This window comes from Rhizobium sp. 42MFCr.1 (assembly GCF_000377185.1).
Lineage (GTDB): Bacteria > Pseudomonadota > Alphaproteobacteria > Rhizobiales > Rhizobiaceae > Rhizobium > Rhizobium altiplani.
Genome location: NZ_KB897819.1, coordinates 115,536 through 134,731, shown reverse-complemented (window position 1 = coordinate 134,731; position 19,196 = coordinate 115,536). Strand labels below are relative to the sequence as shown.

At 61.4% G+C, this 19,196-nt stretch carries 23 protein-coding genes; 9 read left to right on the top strand and 14 right to left on the bottom strand.

Going from position 1 to position 19,196, the window contains the following annotated elements:
* Window positions 1-32: 32 nt before the first annotated feature.
* Window positions 33-923 (top strand): LysR family transcriptional regulator, encoded by an 891-nt coding sequence (locus C934_RS0103010; protein ID WP_018855225.1) that lies wholly within the window; start codon window positions 33-35, stop codon window positions 921-923.
* Between the two features lie 39 nt (window positions 924-962).
* Here C934_RS0103010 and C934_RS0103005 read toward each other — a convergent pair whose 3' ends face one another.
* Complete coding sequence (locus C934_RS0103005; protein ID WP_018855224.1) at window positions 963-1,457, bottom strand: YciE/YciF ferroxidase family protein; 495 nt, start codon at window positions 1,455-1,457, stop codon at window positions 963-965.
* A gap of 158 nt (window positions 1,458-1,615) precedes the next feature.
* Between C934_RS0103005 and C934_RS0103000 the strand changes: the two genes are divergently transcribed.
* Window positions 1,616-2,233: a hypothetical protein gene (locus tag C934_RS0103000; protein WP_025658617.1), complete on the top strand. Its 618-nt coding sequence runs from the start codon at window positions 1,616-1,618 to the stop codon at window positions 2,231-2,233.
* Here the strand turns inward: C934_RS0103000 and C934_RS0102995 are convergent.
* Both C934_RS0102995 and C934_RS0102990 read right to left on the bottom strand, forming a co-directional pair.
* Entirely contained in the window at window positions 2,223-2,666 is a 444-nt protein-coding gene (locus C934_RS0102995; RefSeq protein ID WP_018855222.1) for a GNAT family N-acetyltransferase, read from the bottom strand. The two genes, C934_RS0103000 and C934_RS0102995, sit on opposite strands and share 11 nt — an antisense overlap.
* A gap of 12 nt (window positions 2,667-2,678) precedes the next feature.
* Window positions 2,679-3,629, bottom strand: a complete 951-nt coding sequence (locus C934_RS0102990; protein WP_018855221.1) for an aldo/keto reductase — start codon at window positions 3,627-3,629, stop codon at window positions 2,679-2,681.
* Between the two features lie 179 nt (window positions 3,630-3,808).
* Between C934_RS0102990 and C934_RS0102985 the strand changes: the two genes are divergently transcribed.
* Window positions 3,809-4,795 carry a Gfo/Idh/MocA family protein gene (locus tag C934_RS0102985; protein WP_018855220.1) on the top strand — a complete coding sequence of 329 codons (987 nt, stop codon included), beginning with the start codon at window positions 3,809-3,811 and terminating at the stop codon, window positions 4,793-4,795.
* Between the two features lie 2 nt (window positions 4,796-4,797).
* Here the strand turns inward: C934_RS0102985 and C934_RS0102980 are convergent, their stop codons facing one another.
* Window positions 4,798-5,175, bottom strand: a complete 378-nt coding sequence (locus C934_RS0102980; protein WP_018855219.1) for a GtrA family protein — start codon at window positions 5,173-5,175, stop codon at window positions 4,798-4,800.
* Window positions 5,172-6,185, bottom strand: a complete 1,014-nt coding sequence (locus C934_RS31575) for a glycosyltransferase (protein WP_037089145.1) — start codon at window positions 6,183-6,185, stop codon at window positions 5,172-5,174. The genes C934_RS0102980 and C934_RS31575 overlap by 4 nt, the downstream gene beginning before the upstream one ends.
* A 155-nt stretch (window positions 6,186-6,340) precedes the next feature.
* Between C934_RS31575 and C934_RS0102970 the strand changes: the two genes are divergently transcribed.
* Entirely contained in the window at window positions 6,341-8,182 is a 1,842-nt protein-coding gene (locus C934_RS0102970; protein WP_018855217.1) for a hypothetical protein, read from the top strand.
* 3 nt (window positions 8,183-8,185) lie between these two features.
* Here the strand turns inward: C934_RS0102970 and C934_RS0102965 are convergent, their stop codons facing one another.
* Window positions 8,186-8,422, bottom strand: coding sequence for a hypothetical protein (locus C934_RS0102965; protein WP_018855216.1), 237 nt, complete (start codon window positions 8,420-8,422; stop codon window positions 8,186-8,188).
* A gap of 50 nt (window positions 8,423-8,472) precedes the next feature.
* Window positions 8,473-8,811 carry a spike base protein, RCAP_Rcc01079 family gene (locus C934_RS31570; protein ID WP_018855215.1) on the bottom strand — a complete coding sequence of 113 codons (339 nt, stop codon included), beginning with the start codon at window positions 8,809-8,811 and terminating at the stop codon, window positions 8,473-8,475.
* A 217-nt stretch (window positions 8,812-9,028) separates the two neighbouring features.
* Here C934_RS31570 and xseA point away from each other — a divergent pair, with 217 nt between their 5' ends.
* Window positions 9,029-10,618 carry an exodeoxyribonuclease VII large subunit gene (xseA, locus tag C934_RS0102950; protein WP_018855213.1) on the top strand — a complete coding sequence of 530 codons (1,590 nt, stop codon included), beginning with the start codon at window positions 9,029-9,031 and terminating at the stop codon, window positions 10,616-10,618.
* A gap of 86 nt (window positions 10,619-10,704) precedes the next feature.
* A complete protein-coding gene (locus C934_RS0102945; protein WP_018855212.1) occupies window positions 10,705-11,805 on the top strand; it encodes an endonuclease/exonuclease/phosphatase family protein in 1,101 nt (366 codons plus the stop codon).
* A 64-nt stretch (window positions 11,806-11,869) separates the two neighbouring features.
* Here the strand turns inward: C934_RS0102945 and C934_RS0102940 are convergent, their stop codons facing one another.
* Complete coding sequence (locus C934_RS0102940) at window positions 11,870-12,352, bottom strand: MarR family winged helix-turn-helix transcriptional regulator (protein WP_018855211.1); 483 nt, start codon at window positions 12,350-12,352, stop codon at window positions 11,870-11,872.
* A gap of 100 nt (window positions 12,353-12,452) precedes the next feature.
* On the opposite strand from C934_RS0102940, the gene C934_RS0102935 reads away from it, so the two are divergent.
* On the top strand, window positions 12,453-13,361 hold the full coding sequence (locus C934_RS0102935) for an EamA family transporter (protein WP_018855210.1): 909 nt from the start codon (window positions 12,453-12,455) through the stop codon (window positions 13,359-13,361).
* Here C934_RS0102935 and C934_RS0102930 read toward each other — a convergent pair.
* Both C934_RS0102930 and C934_RS0102925 read right to left on the bottom strand, forming a co-directional pair.
* Entirely contained in the window at window positions 13,309-14,562 is a 1,254-nt protein-coding gene (locus C934_RS0102930; protein ID WP_018855209.1) for an aminopeptidase, read from the bottom strand. The genes C934_RS0102935 and C934_RS0102930 overlap by 53 nt on opposite strands.
* Window positions 14,563-14,681: 119 nt before the next feature.
* On the bottom strand, window positions 14,682-15,398 hold the full coding sequence (locus tag C934_RS0102925) for a glutathione S-transferase family protein (protein ID WP_018855208.1): 717 nt from the start codon (window positions 15,396-15,398) through the stop codon (window positions 14,682-14,684).
* Between the two features lie 77 nt (window positions 15,399-15,475).
* Here C934_RS0102925 and C934_RS0102920 point away from each other — a divergent pair, with 77 nt between their 5' ends.
* Entirely contained in the window at window positions 15,476-15,925 is a 450-nt protein-coding gene (locus tag C934_RS0102920; protein ID WP_018855207.1) for a MarR family winged helix-turn-helix transcriptional regulator, read from the top strand.
* Window positions 15,926-15,927: 2 nt separating this feature from the next.
* Here C934_RS0102920 and ybaK read toward each other — a convergent pair whose 3' ends face one another.
* The 4 genes from ybaK to C934_RS31565 form a co-directional block, all read right to left on the bottom strand.
* Window positions 15,928-16,401, bottom strand: coding sequence for a Cys-tRNA(Pro) deacylase (gene ybaK, locus C934_RS0102915; protein WP_018855206.1), 474 nt, complete (start codon window positions 16,399-16,401; stop codon window positions 15,928-15,930).
* Window positions 16,402-16,404: 3 nt separating this feature from the next.
* Complete coding sequence (locus tag C934_RS0102910; RefSeq protein ID WP_018855205.1) at window positions 16,405-16,755, bottom strand: ArsC family reductase; 351 nt, start codon at window positions 16,753-16,755, stop codon at window positions 16,405-16,407.
* The gene (locus C934_RS0102905; protein WP_018855204.1) at window positions 16,756-17,811 is read right to left on the bottom strand and encodes a M14 family zinc carboxypeptidase; all 1,056 of its coding nucleotides are present in this window, start codon (window positions 17,809-17,811) and stop codon (window positions 16,756-16,758) included.
* Window positions 17,812-17,876: 65 nt separating this feature from the next.
* Window positions 17,877-18,365 (bottom strand): 2'-5' RNA ligase family protein, encoded by a 489-nt coding sequence (locus C934_RS31565; protein WP_198011792.1) that lies wholly within the window; start codon window positions 18,363-18,365, stop codon window positions 17,877-17,879.
* Window positions 18,366-18,625: 260 nt separating this feature from the next.
* On the opposite strand from C934_RS31565, the gene C934_RS0102895 reads away from it, so the two are divergent.
* Window positions 18,626-19,189, top strand: coding sequence for a methylated-DNA--[protein]-cysteine S-methyltransferase (locus C934_RS0102895; RefSeq protein ID WP_018855202.1), 564 nt, complete (start codon window positions 18,626-18,628; stop codon window positions 19,187-19,189).
* The last annotated feature ends 7 nt before the right edge of the window (window positions 19,190-19,196 follow it).

The following is a 19,196-nucleotide window of genomic DNA, read 5'->3' as shown; positions in this document are numbered from 1 at the left end:
ATCCGTAACAGGCTGTTCTAATCGTTCGATCAATGAACCGCACGCAGCTTGCCCAACTCGTCGTTCTCGCCGCCGTTTCCGAACGACGAAGTTTTCGCGCGGCCGCCAAGGAGCTGGAAATTGCGCCATCTGCCGTCAGCCACGCGATCTCGCGCCTGGAAGAAAGCCTCGGCGTCCGGCTGCTGGCACGGACGACGCGCAGTGTCGCGCCGACGGAGGAGGGGCGTCTGCTGCTGCAGCGCCTGAAGCCGGCGCTTGATGAAATCGGGATCGCGCTAGAAGCGGTCACCGAGGCGGGTGGAAGGCCGGCCGGAAATCTGCGCATCTCCGCGCCGCGTTTTGCCTCGGATATCCTGCTTGCGCCGCGGCTTGGCGAATTCCTGAACCGCTATCCTGATATCACGCTCGAAATCGCCAATGAGGATGGGTTCACCGATATCGTTCGGGAAGGATTCGACGCCGGCATTCGCCTGGAGGAGAGCCTCGAGGCGGACATGATCGCCGTGCGGGCCTCGCCGAATCTGACCACGGTGATTGCGGGTTCTCCCGACTATTTTGAGCGGCACCCGAAACCCTTGCATCCCTCCGATCTGGTTCACCACCGCTGCATCAAGCGGCGTTTTACAAACGGCACGATCTATCGCTGGGAATTCGAAAAGGACGGCCAGGAGCTGGTTGTGGGAGTCGATGGTCCCTTGATCGTCAGTGAGGACAGGCTGGGATTGATCGCGGCGCTGAATGGCGTGGGGCTCGCCTATCTGTTCGACCTGCGCGTCGAGCACGAACTGGCAAGCGGCAAGCTCGTCCGTGTGCTGGAGGACTGGTGTTCGCCCTATCCGGGGCCATTCATCTACTATCCGAGCCGGCGCCAGATGCGGCCAGCTCTGCGTGCCTTCATCGACTTCTTCCGTTATGTCGGGTGAAGCGGAGGGATGCCGTTGGGCATCCCGCCGGATCGACGGTCAGGCCGCGGCCTTCTGGTTGGCAGCCGTCATGGCCAGCTTCGACAATGTCTTGTCGGTTGCCGCTTCTTCCTGCAGCGTCTTGTCGAGCAGGGCAACGACGTCCTTCTTGCCGAGGGTCTGCGCCCAGGTCTTCAGCGTGCCGTAGCGGGCGATCTCGTAGTGCTCCACTGCCTGCGCAGAGGAGATGAGACCGGCATCGATAGCCGGCGAGCCCTTGAACTCATCGATGATCTCTTCGCCCTCGGCAATGATGCCCTGGATCGCCTCGCAGGTCTTGCCCTGGGCGCGCTTGCCGACGAGGTCAAAGACCTGCTGCAGGCGCTCGACATGTCCCTCGGTCTGCTCGCGATGCTTTTCGAAGCCGGCCTTCAGCTCTTGCGATTGAGCCGCCCGCGCCATTTTCGGCAGGGTGCGCAGGATTTGCCGCTCGGCAAAATAGATGTCCTTGAGCGTATCGTAGAATAGATCGTCGAGGGTCTTTTCTTTGGCCATTGTCTCTACCTTCCTGGGTGTGGGGGATCCGCGCTTCCTTGGTGGGGAGCTACGGACGCTAGGGAAAGACAAGAGGTAGCTAATTGTTCCGGTCGTTTTCGGGTTGCGTTGATCGCCGGGGGAGGCAGAGTGAGACGTTCAACCAACGGGAGCTTTTCGTGAAGAAACCTGGATCGATGAAGGGCCTGGAGGAACTCGGGCGTGCGCGCCTTTCGAAGAATTTCTTCCTCCGTGATTTCCTGCATTCCGAAATCGCCGATTTCTATCGCATTCCGAATATCCCCGAAAATCCCGATCTGGCGATCGAAGCGGGAAGGCGGCTCTGCGAGGAGTTGCTGGAACCGCTGCAGGCGACGTTCGGCCGGCTGCACATCCGTTCCGGCTATCGCTCGCCTGAGGTCAACCAGTTCGGCAACCGCAACAACCTCAACTGCTCGTTAAATGCCGCGACGGCCGCCGATCACATCTGGGACCTGCGCGATTTCGATGGCTGCATGGGTGCCACCGCCTGTGTCGTCGTCCCGTGGATGGTCGACAACTACAGCAACGAAGAGGACTGGCAGAGGCTGGCATGGTGGATCCACGATCATCTGCCCTATGCCTCGCTCTGCTTCTTCCCGAAGCTCTGGGCCTTCAACATCCAATGGCACGAACGCCCGCGCCGGGTCATCCAGAGCTATGTGAGGCCACGCGGCATCCTGACGAAGCCGGGCATGGGGAACTGGGAGGGCAGCCACGCCGGCTTGTATGAGGGCTTCCCGCCGCTCAGAAATTGATGCGGTAGCGGATGTGCCCGTCGTTCTCGACATAGCTGTCGTAGAGCGCCCGCGCCGTCTTGTTCTGTTCGCTGGTGTGCCAGTAGAGCCGCGACCAGCCGTTCTTCTTGCAGAGCGAAACGAGATCGTCCATCAAGGCGCGGCCCGCACCCTTTCCGCGTGCGGCCGGATCGACGAAGAGGTCTTCGAGATAGCAGTCCTTGCCACGGATCCAGGTGCCCTCATGCGTCAGGCTGAGGGTGAAACCCATCATCTTGCCGTCCACCTCGGCGACACGCATGAAGATCGCAGACGCCGGATCGAAGACCCGGCGCCATGTCGCATCGGTGATGTCAGGATCGACCGTGACCTCGTAGAAGGCGAGATAGCCGGCCCAAAGCTCGCGCCAGCGCGCTTCGTCCTCGGGCTTCGCATCGCGGATCGTCACGGTCATCGGTCCCTCCCGTCAGGCGGCGCCGGCCCTGTCGAGCAGCGCCATCGCGTCATCGGAGAGTGAAAGCGTCGCTGACTTGGTCAAGCTCTGAAGCTGCGACAGGCTGGTAGCACTGGCGATCGGCGCCGTCACGCCCTTCTTTCTGAGCAGCCAGGCAAGCGCGATCTCTGCCGGCTTGGCGCCGGTTTCCGCCACGACCTTGTCGAGCGCTGCCAAAATGCGCAGTCCCTTGTCGTCGAGATATTGCGCCACCCGGCCTTCGCGGGCGCGGCCTTCCGTATCGGCCTTCGTGCGATACTTTCCGGAGAGAAAGCCGGCGGCAAGGCTGAAATAGGTGATGACGCCGATATCTTCCTTGACGCAGAGATCAGCCAACGGTCCCTCGAAGCTCGCGCGTGCATAGAGATTGTATTCCGGCTGGATGACATCGTAGCGCGGCACGCCGGCCCTCTCGGCAGCATCGAAGGACGCCTGAAGCTGCGTGGCGTCGAGATTGGAGCAGCCGATCGCGCGGATCTTGCCCTGCTGCTTCAGCTTGGCGAAGGCGCCGAGCGTCTCCTCATAGGGCGTGTTCTCGTCCGGCCAATGCGAGAGATAGAGGTCGATATAGTCGGTCTGCAGCCGGCGCAGCGAATCCTCAACCGCCTTCAGGATATAGGTTTCCTTCAGCGTCTTGCCCTGACCCATGTCGGAGCCGACCTTGGTGACGACGACAGCCTTGTGGCGGGACACCTTGCCGCGCTTCAGCCACTTGCCGATGATCTCCTCGGACTCGCCGCCCTTGTTGCCCGGCACCCACGCTCCATAGACGTCGGCCGTGTCGATCGTGTTGAAGCCCGCGTCGAAGAAGGCATCGAGAATATCGAAGGACGTCTTCTCGTCGGCGGTCCAGCTGAAGACGTTGCCGCCCAAGACGATCGGGGCGATCGAAAGGCCGGTTTTTCCAAGACGGCGCATATCCATAGCGCTCTCCTAAAGTGCAGGATTGATTGAAATCGTTGACGCGGCAGAACACCGCCGAAGTCTAACCTAGCGTGGCTTCGAACGAATGGAAACCAACTCCGCGATTTGTGATCGCGCCATTGCGCCGCCGTGGCCGGCTTACTAAGGTGCGCAAAAATCGAACCAGAAGGACCCAGGCTATGCTGCGTTTTGGTATTCTTTCGACCGCAAAGATCGGCCGTGAACTCGTCGTACCCGCCATTCAGGATGCGGAAAACTGCGTCGTGACGGCCGTTGCGAGCCGCGATCTGGCGAGGGCTCGCGAGATGGCGGATCGTTTTTCCGTTCCGCACGCCTTCGGCTCCTACGAGGAGATGCTCGCTTCCGACAAGATCGATGCCGTCTATATTCCGCTGCCAACCTCGCAGCACGTCGAGTGGACGATCAAGGCCGCCGATGCCGGCAAGCACGTGCTCTGCGAAAAGCCGATCGCGCTCAAGGCAGACGAGATCGACAGCCTGATTGCCGCCCGCGACCGCAACAAGGTTCTCATCACCGAAGCCTACATGGTCACCTACGCACCGGTCTGGCGGAAGGTTCGCTCGCTGATAACGGACGGCGCGATTGGCACAATCCTGCATGTTCAGGGCGCCTTCACCTATTTCAACCGCGACCCCGGCAACATGCGCAACATTCCCGAACTCGGCGGCGGCGCGCTGCCTGATATCGGCGTCTATCCGACGATCGGCACACGCTTTTCCACCGGCAAGGAGCCGCTGCGCGTCCAGGCCGTCACCCGCCGCGACCCGGAATTCGGCACCGACATCTATTCCAGCGTCAAGGCCGATTTCGGCGATTTTGAACTGACCTTCTATATCGCTACCCAGATGGCGAACCGCCAGGTCATGGTTTTCCATGGCACCGACGGCTTCATCGAGGTGAAGTCACCGTTCAATGCTGACCGCTGGGGCGCCGAGGAGATCGAACTCACCAACCGCAGCCACAATGAATCAACGCTCTTCCGCTTCCCCGACAGCCGCCAGTACAAGCGCGAAGCCGAGGCCTTTGCGCGCGCTGCCAAGGGTGAGAATGAAGAGGTGGTGACGCTGGAGAGCTCGAAGCTCAGCCAGAAGTTCATCGATGCGATCTACCGCGCCAGCGAGAAGGACGGCTGGGAGCCCGTCTGAGCTCAGTCGCCTCGAAAAACGAAGCGGGAATAGCCGACGAAGCTGAAGACCGTGGACGCGGCGGTGGAAAGAACCATCGCCGCGAGTGGCTGCAAGTCAGGTAGCCGCAGCAGCAGCGCCGAATAAAGCCCATAGTTCACCAGCGCCGCCGTCACCCCGACGGAGCCGTAGCGAAATCCCTCGACGGCGAGCGAGTGTCCCGAGCGATCGAAGGTGAATGTTCTGTTGAAGATCCACGTCGCTGCCATTGCCAGAGCGATCGCGATCACGCGAGCAATGAATGGGCCAAGCGGCGTGATATGCAGCAAGAGCGCAAGAACGCCCGCATCGACCATAAAGCCAAGGCCGCCAGCAATCCCGAAGCGGAGCAGCTTCTTCATCTGGTGCTGATCTTGGCCGACTGTTGATGATAATCGTCGAGATCATCAGCCAGCAAGGGTGTCTGCTCGCGCGGGCGCGGAGCCATAAGGCTCATATAGTGGATGCGAAGCTGCTCTGCGCGGGCGCGCGAAACGGAATCGAGGATCACGCCGGCGGTAAACATCATGAACGACACCATGATCAGTGCCATAGACAGGACCCATGTCGGCATTCGGCTGACGAGACCCGTTTCAAAATACTCGAAGAGGACGGGCGTCATGAATCCGAGACTCGCTGACATAAAAATCGCGCTGATGATGCCAAAGAACACGAAGGGCCGCGTTTCCTTCATCAGCATCGCGAACATCCAGAGGATCTTGGCGCCATCCTTGAAGGTCGAAAGCTTCGAGTGAGAACCTTCCGGCCGACGGCCGTAATCCAGTTCCAGCTCGCTGACAGGCAGCTTCAGACGCGACGCATGCACGGACATTTCCGTTTCGATCTCGAAGCCTCCCGAGACGGCAGGGAAACTTTTGACGAAGCGTCGCGAGAAGACGCGGTAGCCCGAGAAGATATCGGTGAAATCGGTACCGAAGATCGTCCGGTACATCATGTTGAAGATCTTGTTGCCGAAGGCATGCCCCTGCCTGCCGGCATCCGAATGGACGCCGCGCCGTGTGCCGACGACCATGTCGGCGCGCTCCGTCAGCAGGGTGCGGATCAGTTCCTCAGCATCGTCGGGCGAGTAGGTGCCGTCGCCATCGGCCATGATGTAGATGTCGGCGTCGATGTCGGCGAACATGCGCCGGACAACGTGGCCTTTGCCCTGCCGACGTTCGCGCGCCACGTGGGCACCGGCAAGCATCGCGTGGAGTGCCGTGCCATCCGTGGAGTTGTTGTCGTAGACGTGGATGGGGGCGCCCGGCAACGCAGACTTGAATCCCCGGACAACGGCGCCGATCGTCGAGGCCTCGTTGTAGCAGGGCAGGAGCACGGCAATATTCAGATTGTCGATACGCGATCCGGTCATGATCACACCCGCGGCGAAGAAATCTCGGCAAGAATAGACGGCGCGCGTTAACAAGTGGCTATGGAGCCGGCGAAAACTGCGCGTGAGCAGGACTTTTACGGTTTCTTGACCGGCGAACGGTAGGATCTTGGCACTCAAACGGTGAGATCCGCTTCATGACGAATGTAGCCCAGATGATCCCTGGTTCCACATCGGCATCGCCGATCGCCAAGCTGCGCGCCATGATGACCCGGTTATGGCCATCGGTGCTTTTTTACAGCGCTGTCCTTATTGCCGCGATCCTCGCTCTGAAGCTGCCTAGCGCGACCGACTACGTCGGCGCCGATAATGATGACGGCATGCGGCTTGTCGAAGTGCGTGATTTCCTGAATGGGCAGGGCTGGTTCGACCTCATGCAATACCGCATGGGACTCGGTGATGGTACGCTGATGCACTGGTCCCGGCTGATCGACCTTCCGATCGCGACGCTGATCCGGTTTTTCGGCTTCTTTTTCCCGCAAGAGCGGGCAGAGGCGGTTGCGCTGGCCGTCTGGCCGCTGTCGCTGATCGTTCCGAGCCTGTGGGCCATGGGACTTGCCGGCCGCCGCATCGGCGGCACGTTCGGCATGCATGTCGCCTTGGGGCTCACCGCTCTGCTCCTGGTTCCGAACAACCGCTTTCTGCCGGGCGCCATCGACCACCATAACGTCCAGTTTGCACTGGTCGCCATCATGACGGCGATGTTGCTCGACGAAAACCATCGGCCGCTCAGCTACGCCGTCGCCGGGCTGGCGGCCGCGATGGCGATCGCGATTGGGGCCGAAACGACGCCGTTCGTGGCGGTGGTATGCGTTGTCGTCGCCGTTTCGTGGGCTTGGGAAGGCGAGCCGTTCGCGCGCGCTGCCAAGGCTTTCGGGCTCGCCCTGGCTCTGTCCATCAGCCTGCTTTTCGTCGGAACCGTACCGCCAAGGCTTTATTCGGCCGTGACCTGCGATAACCTGTCGCTCGGCTATTACAGTCTTGCGGCCATCGGCGGCGGGCTGTTGCTCTTTGCCGCCACGTTCGCGAGCGGACGGAGCCGACTGCTGCGATTTGCGGCCGTCGGCGGGATCGGCGCGGTCGTGCTCGTCTCCGCCGTCACGATCGCTCCGCAGTGCCTTCATAGTCCGCTGGCCGACCTCGATCCGCTTCTTGTCGAGCTCTGGTTAGACCGCGTGCAGGAGGCACAGTCGATCCTTGGCGCCAATTGGCAGGACCCTTTTACGCTTGGCTTCTACTATTCGACTGGGGCTTTTGCGCTTGCCGTCTGCGTGTTCCGCCTCGCTTACGGCGATCGCGTGCGGGTCCATCTTGTTCTGCTGTCCCTTCTCGCCGTCAGTTGGACAATCGCCGCGGTGCAAGTGCGCGGCACCGCGTTTTCCAATCTTCTTGCAATCCTGCCGCTGACATTGCTGATCATCGACATGCGCCGGTTATCGGCCAGTGACAGCGAAGATGTCGCGGCCGCCTTTTGCTACCTTTCCACGGTTCTCTTAAGCGTGGCGGCGGTGTGGGGGTTAGCGGGGGGGCTTATCGGCATGCAGATGGGGAATGGTGAAAGCATCCTGCAGACCGCACCGGCAAAACCGTCCTGCTCGTCGAAGTCGTCGATCGCGCCTTTGGCCGATTTGCCGGCCGGCCTGGTGGTCGCGCCGTCGGACGTCGGTGTGTCGATCCTTCGCTTTACCGGCAATCGCATACTGGCGGCGCCGTATCATCGAAACCAGGGCGGCATGCTGACGGAAATACATATTGGCCTGGCAGAACCGCAGGAAGCCGAGGCCTTCCTGAAGGGGGTCGGGGCTACGGTCCTTGCCTATTGCGCCGACAATCCGCAGACCAGGGAGCTTACGAAAATGAAGCCGGACGGCCTCTATGCGCAACTGGCGAAGGGCGTCGTTCCGGCTTACCTGCAATCCATACCGACGCCCGGGGGCGCGCCCATCCGGCTCTTCCGTTACATGCCCACCGGCTCGTAAGGCCTAGATGAAGCGTCGGCGGTCCCGGCTGCGATCGAAGGCGTAGAGGCCAAGCAGGCAGATCATGAGACCAGCGTCATAGCAGACGATGGCGGCCGCAAGATCAAGAATGGATGTGGATGAGACCCAGGCCGCACCAGCATAGGCGACGCAGATGAGGCAGCCGACCAACACCATCGAAAAGATCGAGCGCATTGGCGCGGTAGCGAAACCAAGTGTTGTGGTCGTCAGAGCGATCATCAGCCTCTCCTGAGTCGCGGCAGCATAGGCGTGTCCATCTTACCGAACAATTAATCTCGCGGCTTATTACCTTTTTCCCCAGTGGTTGCAACCGGCACGATTCCGGCCTGCAGCACAAAGGCAAGCGAGGTCAGCCCAAGAATGCTCTCTGCCGTGGTGCCGGTGGCGTGGACCCGAGAGATTCGAAGTGGCAGGACCGAGCCGTCTGGAACCGAAGCAAAGGTGAGCGCCTGCCCAGACGCCACGGTCACGACAAGGTCTCCACCGATGCCGACAGAGACTGCCCTCGTGATCTCAACGAGGTCAAGACTGTCATTGGGGATGATGGCGAAACCGGCGCTCGCGGGACCGGTGAGCGAAGGGCCATGGGAGGCGAAACGGTCGGACATGGAAAACTCCTCTTGTCGGTTGTCCGATCTTCGCTCCGCAAGGATTGCCGAGGGAAACGGAGAGGTGATCGATTCGCCTGCTTTCCGGTTCGGCCGATCTAAGCTGTTGATGCTGAACGAAAAATAAGGGTGCCGCCGTTTTTGGCTACGGAAGAGCGCATAAAATCATCCCCCTTTGGAGGCTGCTCTTTGCCGCCTCATCGGCTAGAACAGGATCATGAGCAACGTCTTCGAGAATGATTCGCCGAGCAATCTTACCGAGTACTCGGTTTCGGAGCTGTCCGGCTCGATCAAGCGCACGGTCGAGACAGCCTTCGACCAGGTGCGCGTGCGCGGCGAAATTTCCGGATACCGGGGCCCGCACTCTTCCGGTCACGCCTATTTTTCCTTGAAGGATGACCGTGCCCGTATCGATGCCGTCGTCTGGAAGGGCAACTTCTCAAGGCTGAAATTCCGTCCCGAGGAAGGGATGGAGGTAATCGCCACCGGTAAGATCACGACCTTCCCGGGTTCATCGAAATATCAGATCGTCATCGAGACGCTGGAGCCGGCCGGCGCCGGCGCGCTGATGGCGCTGATCGAGGAGCGCAAGCGCCGGCTTGGCGCCGAGGGCCTGTTCGACCCGTCCCGCAAGCGGCGGCTTCCCTTCATGCCAAAGGTGATCGGTGTCGTGACGTCGCCCACAGGCGCCGTCATTCGCGACATTCTCCACCGCATCTCCGATCGCTTCCCGGTTCATGTCATTGTCTGGCCGGTAAAGGTGCAGGGCGAAGGCTCGGGCGAGGAAGTCGCCAATGCCATCCGAGGCTTCAATAGCTTCGAGACGCGTGGGGACATGCCCCGCCCTGATGTCCTGATCGTCGCGCGTGGCGGCGGCAGCCTCGAGGATCTCTGGAGCTTCAATGACGAAATCGTCGTTCGCGCGACGGCCGAAAGCCAGATTCCGCTGATCTCTGCGGTCGGCCACGAAACGGATTGGACGCTGATCGACTACGCTGCCGATGTGCGTGCACCGACCCCGACCGGTGCGGCTGAAATGGCCGTTCCCGTGAAGGCCGAACTGGAGGCGCAGACGGCCGCTCTTGGCGCCCGCCTACAGGGTTGCATGAGCCGCCGCATGGATCACCATCGCCAGTCCGTCCGGGCGCTGGTCCGCGCGCTGCCGTCGCTGGATCAGCTCTTGGCGCTGCCGCGTCGCCGGTTCGACGAGGCTGCCGCCGGTCTCGGCCGCGGCCTCGAACTCAACACGATCAACAAGCGCCGCAGCTTCGAGCGAACGGCGGCGCATTTGCGGCCCGATGTCCTCTCGAACCGCATCACCGAGCGCCGCCAGTATCTCAACGAACGGATCACGCGTGCGGAGCGCACGATCGAGCGTTTTATCGAGCGTTCCAGAGCTCCAGTCAGTCGTGCGGATGCTATTTTTGCGACATTGCCGGCTCGTCTGAAGACGCAGACATCGCGGCTGCGCGACCGTCTCGCCAATCTATCGCGTCACGCCGACACAGCGGTGGCGCATCAGCTGACGCGGGCACGCGGCGAGGTCGCGGCGCAGTATCGCGTGCTGCAGTCGTTGTCCTACGAGAATGTCTTGAAGCGCGGCTTTGCAGTTATCCGGGACGATGAGAATAGGCCGGTGTCACAGGCTGCAATGTTGTCCGCAGGCTCGGGTATCTCAATCCAATTCGCGGATGGTCGCGTCGGCGCGGTGACCACCGAGGGGCTCCCGTCTTCATCCACGCCGAAGAAACGAGCACAAAAACCACAGGATGAGCAGGCGCCGCCAAAGCAAGGCACTCTCTTCTAGATAGGTGCTGACGACCCAATCCTGGGCGACATCATTGAAATGCAACATATACGTGTCATTATCCCCGATAAACGGGAGGACGTGACATGAGACTTGCATCCTTCAATGTCGAAAACCTGTTCGACCGCGCAAAGGCGATGAACCTGGAAACCTGGGCCGACGGCCGGGTTGTTCTCGACCGCTTTGCCGAACTGGAGAAATTGCTGGGGCAGGTGACCTACAGCGAAGCCGACAAGGCGCGCATGGCCACGCTGATTATCGAGCTCGGCATGGAGGAGAGTGATACGGGTCCCTTCGTCATTCTTCGGCGCAACAGGGGCAGTCTTCTGAAACGGCCGAGAGCCGGCGGCGTGGTCATCACCGCCAACGGTCGCATCGACTGGGTCGGATCGCTGGAATTGCGTGACGAGCCGATCAACGAGATCGCCATGCAGAACACGGCGCGCGTCATGAGTGATCTCGAGGCCGATATTCTCGGCATCGTTGAAGTCGAGAGCCGGCCTGTGCTCACCGCTTTCAACACCCAGGTGCTGCCGGCCGTTGGCGGCAACCCCTTCACGCAGGTCATGGTGATCGACGGAAATGACGAGCGGGGCATCGATGTCGGGCTGATGACCCGAAAGGGTTTAGCGCTCGACATCATGCGCAGCCACGTCGATGACAGGGACGCGGCAAGCAACCCGATCTTCTCGCGCGATTGCCCCGAATATTACGTGACGACGCCCGGGGGAACGACGCTGCTTGTCATGGTCAATCATTTCAAGAGCAAGGGTTTCGGCAGCGCTCAGTCCTCCGATGCTCGCCGGCACGCGCAAGCGCAGCGGGCGCGCGAGATCTACGAGAAGCGTCTCGCGGAAGGATTCGACCACATCGCACTGATCGGCGACCTCAACGACACGCCGGATAGCGCCCCGCTGGCGCCGTTGAAGGAGAAGGATGCCTTTACGCATCCCGCGTTCGATGACGGCGGCTTTCCTGGGACCTTCGGTCTTGGCAACGCCGGAAACAAGATCGACTACCTGTTCCTGTCGCCGAAGCTCTTTGACAAGGTCGAGCGAGGCGGTGTCTTCCGCAAGGGCGCCTGGCCCGGAAGCCGGCCGAAACGCTGGGAGACCTATCCGGAACTCACCGAGCCGAAACACGCGGCGTCGGATCATGCCGCCATCTGGGTTGACCTGCACATCTGAGGCCAAAGACAGGGAGGCTGCCGTCCGTCGATGTCACGGCACACGAGGAGGGCTGCTGGCCCGGCTACTCGAATGTCGCCAGAAACTTGCGTAGCAGGGCGTCGAGCTGGGCCTTCTCCTCCGCGCTGAAACCCTGCGTCAAGCGTTGCTGATTGGCGACGTGGAGGCCGACGGCACTTTCCACGGCGGCAAATCCGGCTTCGGTCAGGGCGATGAGAACACTTCGCCGATCATCCGGATTGAGAACGCGCTCGACCAGGCCCGCTTTCTCCAACTGGTCGATCCGGTTGGTCATGGTGCCGGAACTGACCATCGTCATGGAGAGCAAATCGCCGGGGGAGAGCCGATATGGCGCGCCTGAACGCCTGAGGGTTGCCAGCACATCGAAGGACGAGGAGGAGAGCCCCTGCTGCTGCAGCACGTGGTCGACCTCGCGGGCGAGGTGCGTCGTCAGCCGCTTCAGTCGCCCCATAATGCCCATCGCCTCGGTATCGAGGTCGGGGCGCTCGTTTTTCCATTGCGCAAGTATCTTGTCGACGCGATCCATCGGTCAGCCCGTTCTTCTGCGAAGACTGTTATCATCGCGTATCTTGACGTCAAGATAAATGGCGCTACATTGTATTTATCTTGATGTAGAGATTCTTGAGATGAAGAAAACTCAAGCACCGCTTTCCGAGGTGCTGATCACGGCGTTGGCTCCGACGATCTGGGGCAGCACCTATTTCGTCACGACATCCTTTCTTCCGCACGGATATCCGCTGACGGTCGCCTTCCTGCGGGCTCTGCCGGCCGGGCTTCTGCTGCTTGCGATCGTCCGGCAGCTGCCGCAGGGAATCTGGTGGCTTCGCGCCTTCGTGCTCGGCGGCCTGAATTTCTCGTTCTTCTGGGCAATGCTGTTCGTGTCGGCCTATCGTCTGCCGGGCGGTGTTGCCGCGACCGTCGGAGCCATTCAGCCGCTCATCGTCATCCTGCTGTCGCGCATCTTCCTCGGCCGGCCGATCCACGCCGTTGCCGTTGGGGCCGGCGTGGTCGGGATGACAGGTGTGGCACTTCTCGTGCTCACACCCAATGCGGCGCTCGATCCGATCGGCGTTGCCGCCGGCATTGCGGGGGCGGTTTCGATGGCATTCGGCACGGTGCTGACGCGACGTTGGGTTCCGCCGGTTTCGAATCTGGCCTTTACCGCATGGCAACTCACGGCCGGCGGCATCCTGCTCGCGCCCGTCGCCTTCTTCGTCGAACCCACACTGCCGGTGCCGACCGCGGCCAATGTGCTGGGCATCGCCTATCTTGGCCTGATCGGCGCAGCGTTCACCTATTTGCTGTGGTTCCGGGGGCTCGCGCGTATCGAACCGTCAGCTGCGGCCTCGTTGGGCTTCCTGAGCCCGGTCACCGCCACCTTTATCGGTTGGCTGGCTCTCGGGCAAAGCCTGACGCCCGCGCAGATCTTTGGCTTCGCGATGGTGCTCGCGAGCGTCTGGCTCAGTCAGCGCACGATGTCGGTCAGGCCCACTCGCCCTGACGCATCACCGGAACCCGCGAGCCGTCCGGCTTGATGCCGTCGATATCGACCTGGCCGGAGCCGATCATCCAGTCGATGTGGATCAGGCTCGAGTTGCCGCCTTGCGCCTTGATCTGCTCCTGCGTCAGGCTTGCGCCGTTGACGAAGCACTTCGAATAGCACTGGCCGAGCGCGATGTGGCACGAGGCGTTCTCGTCGAACAGCGTGTTGTAGAAGAGAATGCCGCTGGCCGAGATCGGCGAGGAATGCGGCACCAGCGCCACTTCGCCCAAGCGGCGCGCGCCCTCATCGGTATCCAGCACCTTGTTCAGCACTTCCTCGCCACGCGAAGCCTTCGCTTCGACGATCCGGCCGCCTTCGAAGCGAACCCGGATGTTGTCGATCAGCGTGCCCTGATGGGACAGCGGCTTGGTGCTCGAAACATGGCCTTCGACGCGCAACGCATGCGGGGTCGTGAAGACTTCCTCGGTCGGAATGTTCGGATTGCAGGTAATGCCGTTCTTGGCCGTCGACGAGCCGCCGTGCCACTCGTGACCGTCGGCAAGACCGACCGTCAGATCGGTGCCAGGTCCCCTGAAGTGCAGCGAGGCGAAGCGCTCGCCATTCAGCCAGTGCGAGCGTTTGGCGAGATTGGCATTGTGCTCGGCCCAGGCCGCAATCGGGTCTTCGACATCGACGCGCGACGCCGCGAAGATCGCCTTGGCGAGCTTGGCAACGGCGATTGCTTCCGGATCGTCAGGGAAGACGAGCGCTGCCCAGGACGGGTTGGGGTAGGAGACGATGTTCCAATTGATGTCGAAATTCGAGATCTTTTCCAGCGCCGGCTTGTAGGCCGCCGAGTTCGCCCGGTTGGCACGGCCGACCTTTGCCGGATCCTGTTCCGAAAGCAGCATCGGATTGTCGCCAGAAACCGCAAGGCGTGCAGTGCCTTTGGCATAGGCCTTGGCCATGCCGTCGTAGAGCCAGTCGGAGGCGCGATCGAAGCTCTGATCACTGCCATATCGGTAGCGCGCCAGCGTCGAATCCTCGTCCGAATAGAACGCCGTCACCAGCCCGGCACCTGCCATATAGGCATGCTGGGTAATCAGGCGCACGAGGGGCAGGGCGACGACCGGGGCCGTGATCACGAGATCCTGGCCCGTCTGCAGCTGCAGCCCGACCTTGACGGCCACCTCCGCCAGTTTCTCAAGCTTTACGGGATCCACGGAGGTCTGGCTTTGCGGCATGAAATTCATGATCGGTCACTCCTCGAACAAAACGGATTGGCCGGTAGACTTAGACCCCTTTACGGCGAAATTGAAGCTCGCTTGTCGACCGATGGCAGCTCTTTGCCGCCATCGGCCCACACGCGGGATTAGGCCGCCGAAACGGATGGCTGCTGCAACAGCACCGCGTCGTGGCGCTTCAGGAAGGCCATCAGCCGGTCGGCATAGTCAGGTCCGACGGCGGCCTTCACGCTCGGTCTCTCGGACAGCGCTGTCCGCCAGGCCTGGACGCGGGGCAGGCCGGCAAAAATGCCGCTGCCGCCGATGGCGTCGAAGACGTCGAAGTAGCGAAAGATCGGCGCAAACACGGCATCGACCAGGCTGAAGTCCACGCCCGCAAAGTAGGGGCCATCCTTCAGTTCCGCCTCGATGGTGGCGAACTTTGATGCGAGCACCTGCCGCTTCGCCTCCAGCTGCGCGCGATCCTGCGTCGTTTCGTAGACCCAGAGATCGGAGAGGATCGAAGAGCCGAACTCCATCCAGCCGCGGTGGCGGGCGCGTGTCAGCGGGTCGGATGGATGAAGGCGGCGGCCGTCCTGCGTCTCCTCCAGGTATTCACAGATTACGCTGCTTTCAAAGAGCACGTCCTGACTGCCGTCGCTGAGGCGAATGCAAAGCAGAGGCACCTTGCCGAGCGGCGAGACCTCAAGGAACCAGCGCGGTTTGTCCGCGAGGTCGATATTCACGCGCTCGAACGGCACTCCTTTTTCCGCAAGCGCGATCGCGGCGCGCTGTACGTAGGGGCAAAGGTGGTGGCTGATGAGCAGCAGAGCGGAACCGGATACTTGAGGTGGCAAATGATCCATCGTGGCAATCTCCATTGTAGATGCAATTGCATGTAATAACTGTTGCGCCAGGATTCAAGATAGATGTAAATGCATGTATGGGTGAAAAGACGAATAGAGCCACGCCCTCCGATGCGGTGATCGATGCCTGGATCGGGCTGATGCGCGCGCAGCAGCGACTGCTCGGTCAGATCGAAGCGGATCTCAAGCAGGCCGGGCTCCCAGCGCTCGGCTGGTACGACGTGCTCTGGGAACTGGTGCGGTCGCCGCAGGGCAAGTTGCGGCCATTCGAGATCGAAGAACGAACGTTGCTAGCCCAATACAATCTTTCGCGACTGATCGACCGCCTCGAGAAGGCAGGGCTGGTGCAGCGCCAGAGCTTCGATCAGGACGGGCGCGGGCAGTGGGTGGTCGTTACCGAGGAGGGACGCGCGCTGCAGAAGCGCATGTGGAAGGTCTATGCCAGAGCCATCGAGGAAAACTTCGGCGCCAAGCTGAGCGAGGTCGACGTCGCGACGCTGACCTCGCTGCTGTCACGCTTCAGCTGAGATCAGGCAATGAGGGGCGCGGCGGCAGCCTTCAGCGTCTTCAACGCGTCCTTCGGGTCCAGCCGAACCTGCAGGCCGCGTTGCCCGCCGTTGATGTAGACCTGCGCCTCCGTCAGCGCTGTTTCCTCGATTGCTGTCGGGACGAGCTTCTTCTGGCCGAACGGGCTGATGCCGCCGACGTGGTAGCCAGTCAGGCGCTCGGCATCGGCGGGCTTCATCATGTTGGCGGACTTTCCGCCGAAGGCGCTTGCGAGCTTCTTCATGCTGACTTCACGATCCGACGGCACGACGACGCAGACCGCTTTGCCGTCGACCTCCGCCATCAGCGTCTTCAACACGCGATGCGGCTCCTCGCCAAGCGCTTCTGCCGCCTGCAGGCCAACGCGCTCCGCATTCGGATCATAGTCGTAGGTATGGACCGTGAAGGCAATTCCGGCTTGGCTCAGAACCTGCGTGGCGCGTGTGGTTTTCGACATCGATCAGGCCTTGAAGAAGCTGCCGTAGATCTCGGGCTTGAAGCCGATGAGCAACTTGCCGTCTGCCTCGACAACCGGCCGCTTGATCATCGATGGCTGCTCCAGCATCAGCGAGATCGCCTTGCCCTCGTCGAGATTTTCGCGCTCGGCCTCGGGCAGCTTCCGAAAGGTCGTGCCTGTTCGGTTGAGCACCGTTTCCCACCCGGCTTCCTTCGTCCAGGCCTGCAGATGCGCGCGATCGATCCCGACAGCCTTGTAGTCATGGAACTGGTAGGCGACGTCATGCTCTTCCAGCCAGGTTCGGGCCTTCTTCATGGTGTCGCAGTTCTTGATGCCGTAGATGGTGACGGTCACTTAGTCCTCCAGCGTTCCAGGCTTGCGTGTTGCCTTGCTGGCGGTCTTGCAAGCAATCTTCATCAGGTCGGCGCGCCGGCGAACCAGCCGTTCGGAGCTGCGCGTCACGATCAGGCCGGCCTGTGGTGCACAAATCTCGATGCTGCCGTCAGCCATGCCGGGGCGGGTGATCAACGTGGCAAGCACATCGCCTTCGCCAACCCATTCGCCGATGTTGCGTTGGAAGAGAACCGTGCCGGCCTCCGGCGCGCGGACCACCTCGATATTGTCGAGCGGGACAGCGGGGCCATCGAAAGCGGGCAGCGAGACCGGGGCATCGATTGCGCCGCGGCTTGCCAGGAATTTCCACAATCCCTCGGCATCCTTCTTCGCCATCTCGGGATAGACGTCACGCCGGCCGCGAAGCTCGACGGTGACAGACAGCTTGCCGGGCAGGCGCGATTGTTTCTCTAGGGTCTCGTATTTCCAGGCAAAACCGACGGCCTCCTCGAAGGCGGAACTCTCGCCATCGGAGAGAAGAACGGCTTCCATCTCCATCGCAGAGGCCAGATCGGCCGCCTCCGGCCAGAATGCCTCGTCGATATAGGCATATTGCAGGGATTCATCATCGCAATGCAGATCGATCACCAGATCGCAGCCGAGCGCCATATGCAGCAGCTGGCGCTTCAGTTTTTCGACGGCCGAACGGCGCTCGAGGTCCTCAAGCAACCCGTCGCGATCCTTCACCGAGATCAGCGGAAACTCCCTGTTGAAATTGGTGCGCGATCCAAGATCGAAGCGGCCCTGAAGTTCGCCGAAATGCGACTGGGCCGCCCCGATCGGATTGGCATGCGGGACGACGATGAAGTCGCTCTTGATCTGACCGGCGTTTTCCGACTGGCGCAGTCTTTCACACAGGAAGTGAACCAACGCCGTGCCCGGCAGCTCGTTGGCGTGGAGAGCCGCCTGAATGTAGACCTTCGGTGCCTTGGGATCGCTGCCATTGAAATGAAGAACCGGCAAACGCCACTCGATACCCGCCGTGTCACCGGCAATAATGATCTCGGACGTGTTCATGTCGTTCTCCGCTTGATGCCTTGTCGCAGGAGCTTTAAGCGAGTTCGATAGCCGGAGGCAAGGTGTTATCCGCGCGCATGAAGCGGCCAGCGCCCGAGCTCTTCGTAGCCTGCTTGACCCCGGCGATTGTGCAGCAGAACGAATTCGCGCGCAGCCATCACGACCGGCCTCCGCAGGGCGATCCGCGGCACCACGTCCTTGTCGCAGAGGAGCGTGGCGTGAGGTTGAAAGTTCGGGTTCAGATTGGCGTCTGCGCCCAACCGGTGTATCTCGATCGCGATTTGCACATGCAGTTGCCGTAACAGTTCCCGTCCGCCATTGCCGGCGAGTACGATCGCGTTGTCCTGCGGCAGCAGGAAGGTGATGATATGGTCGAAGACGAGCTCGAACTGACACGCCTCGATCGCCGTTCCTGCCTGGCGTGCCGCCGCGATGACCCCTTCGGGAATGCGGGCGCTCTTGCCGACACAATAGAGCGAGACATGCACGGCCGCCGGCGGACGCGGCGATGCGAGGGGAAGGTGTTCCCGCTGTAGCCACTGCTGGATCGACACGCATTCGTCGAGCGATTGCGGATCCGGCAATATCGCAAAGAAAAGACTCTCTCTGGCGAAGCGCGATGGTTGTTGGCGCGTCTTCGGCGAAGCGAAATCGAAAGATGCCTGCTAACATTTGATCTTGAAATGGCAAGAACAAAAAAAGAACATACGGGCGAGCGATCGACCGGAGCAAGCTCGTGCGACGCAAGAAACGGGTTGAATTCGGGCCGCGACGGCACGATCTTCGGAGAAGAGCAGCAGGGAGGCAATGACCCATGCAACAGGCAATGCATCACTATCTGATTTTCGAGACGAGCGGTGGCTTCTGCGGCATCGCCTGGAATGATGTCGGCATTACGCGGTTTCAGCTGCCGACGTCGAGTGCCGAGGCAACCGAGCGATTGCTCCTTCGCCGCATTCCCGGCGCTGAGCCGGCAAAGCCGACGGCTGCCGTTGCCGAAGCTGTTGCCGCAGTGAAGCGCTATTTCAGCGGAGAGCCGACGGACTTCTCAACCGTAAAGGTCGATCTCGCTGGTCAGGATGCCTTCTTCAGGCAGGTTTACGATGCTGCCCGCCAGATCGGCTGGGGCCACACGACCACCTACGGTGCGCTTGCGAAACAACTCGGCGTAGGGCCGGAGGCCGCCCGCGACGTCGGCCAGGCGATGGCGAAAAATCCGGTCGCCTTGATCATCCCCTGCCATCGCGTGCTAGCGGCCGGAAACAAGATCGGAGGCTTCTCCGCGCCCGGCGGCTCAACGTCCAAGCAGAGGATGTTGGAGCTCGAAGGCGTTAGCCTGGCGCCGCCAAAGCCGGTGCAGCAGTCACTTGATTTCTGATGGATGT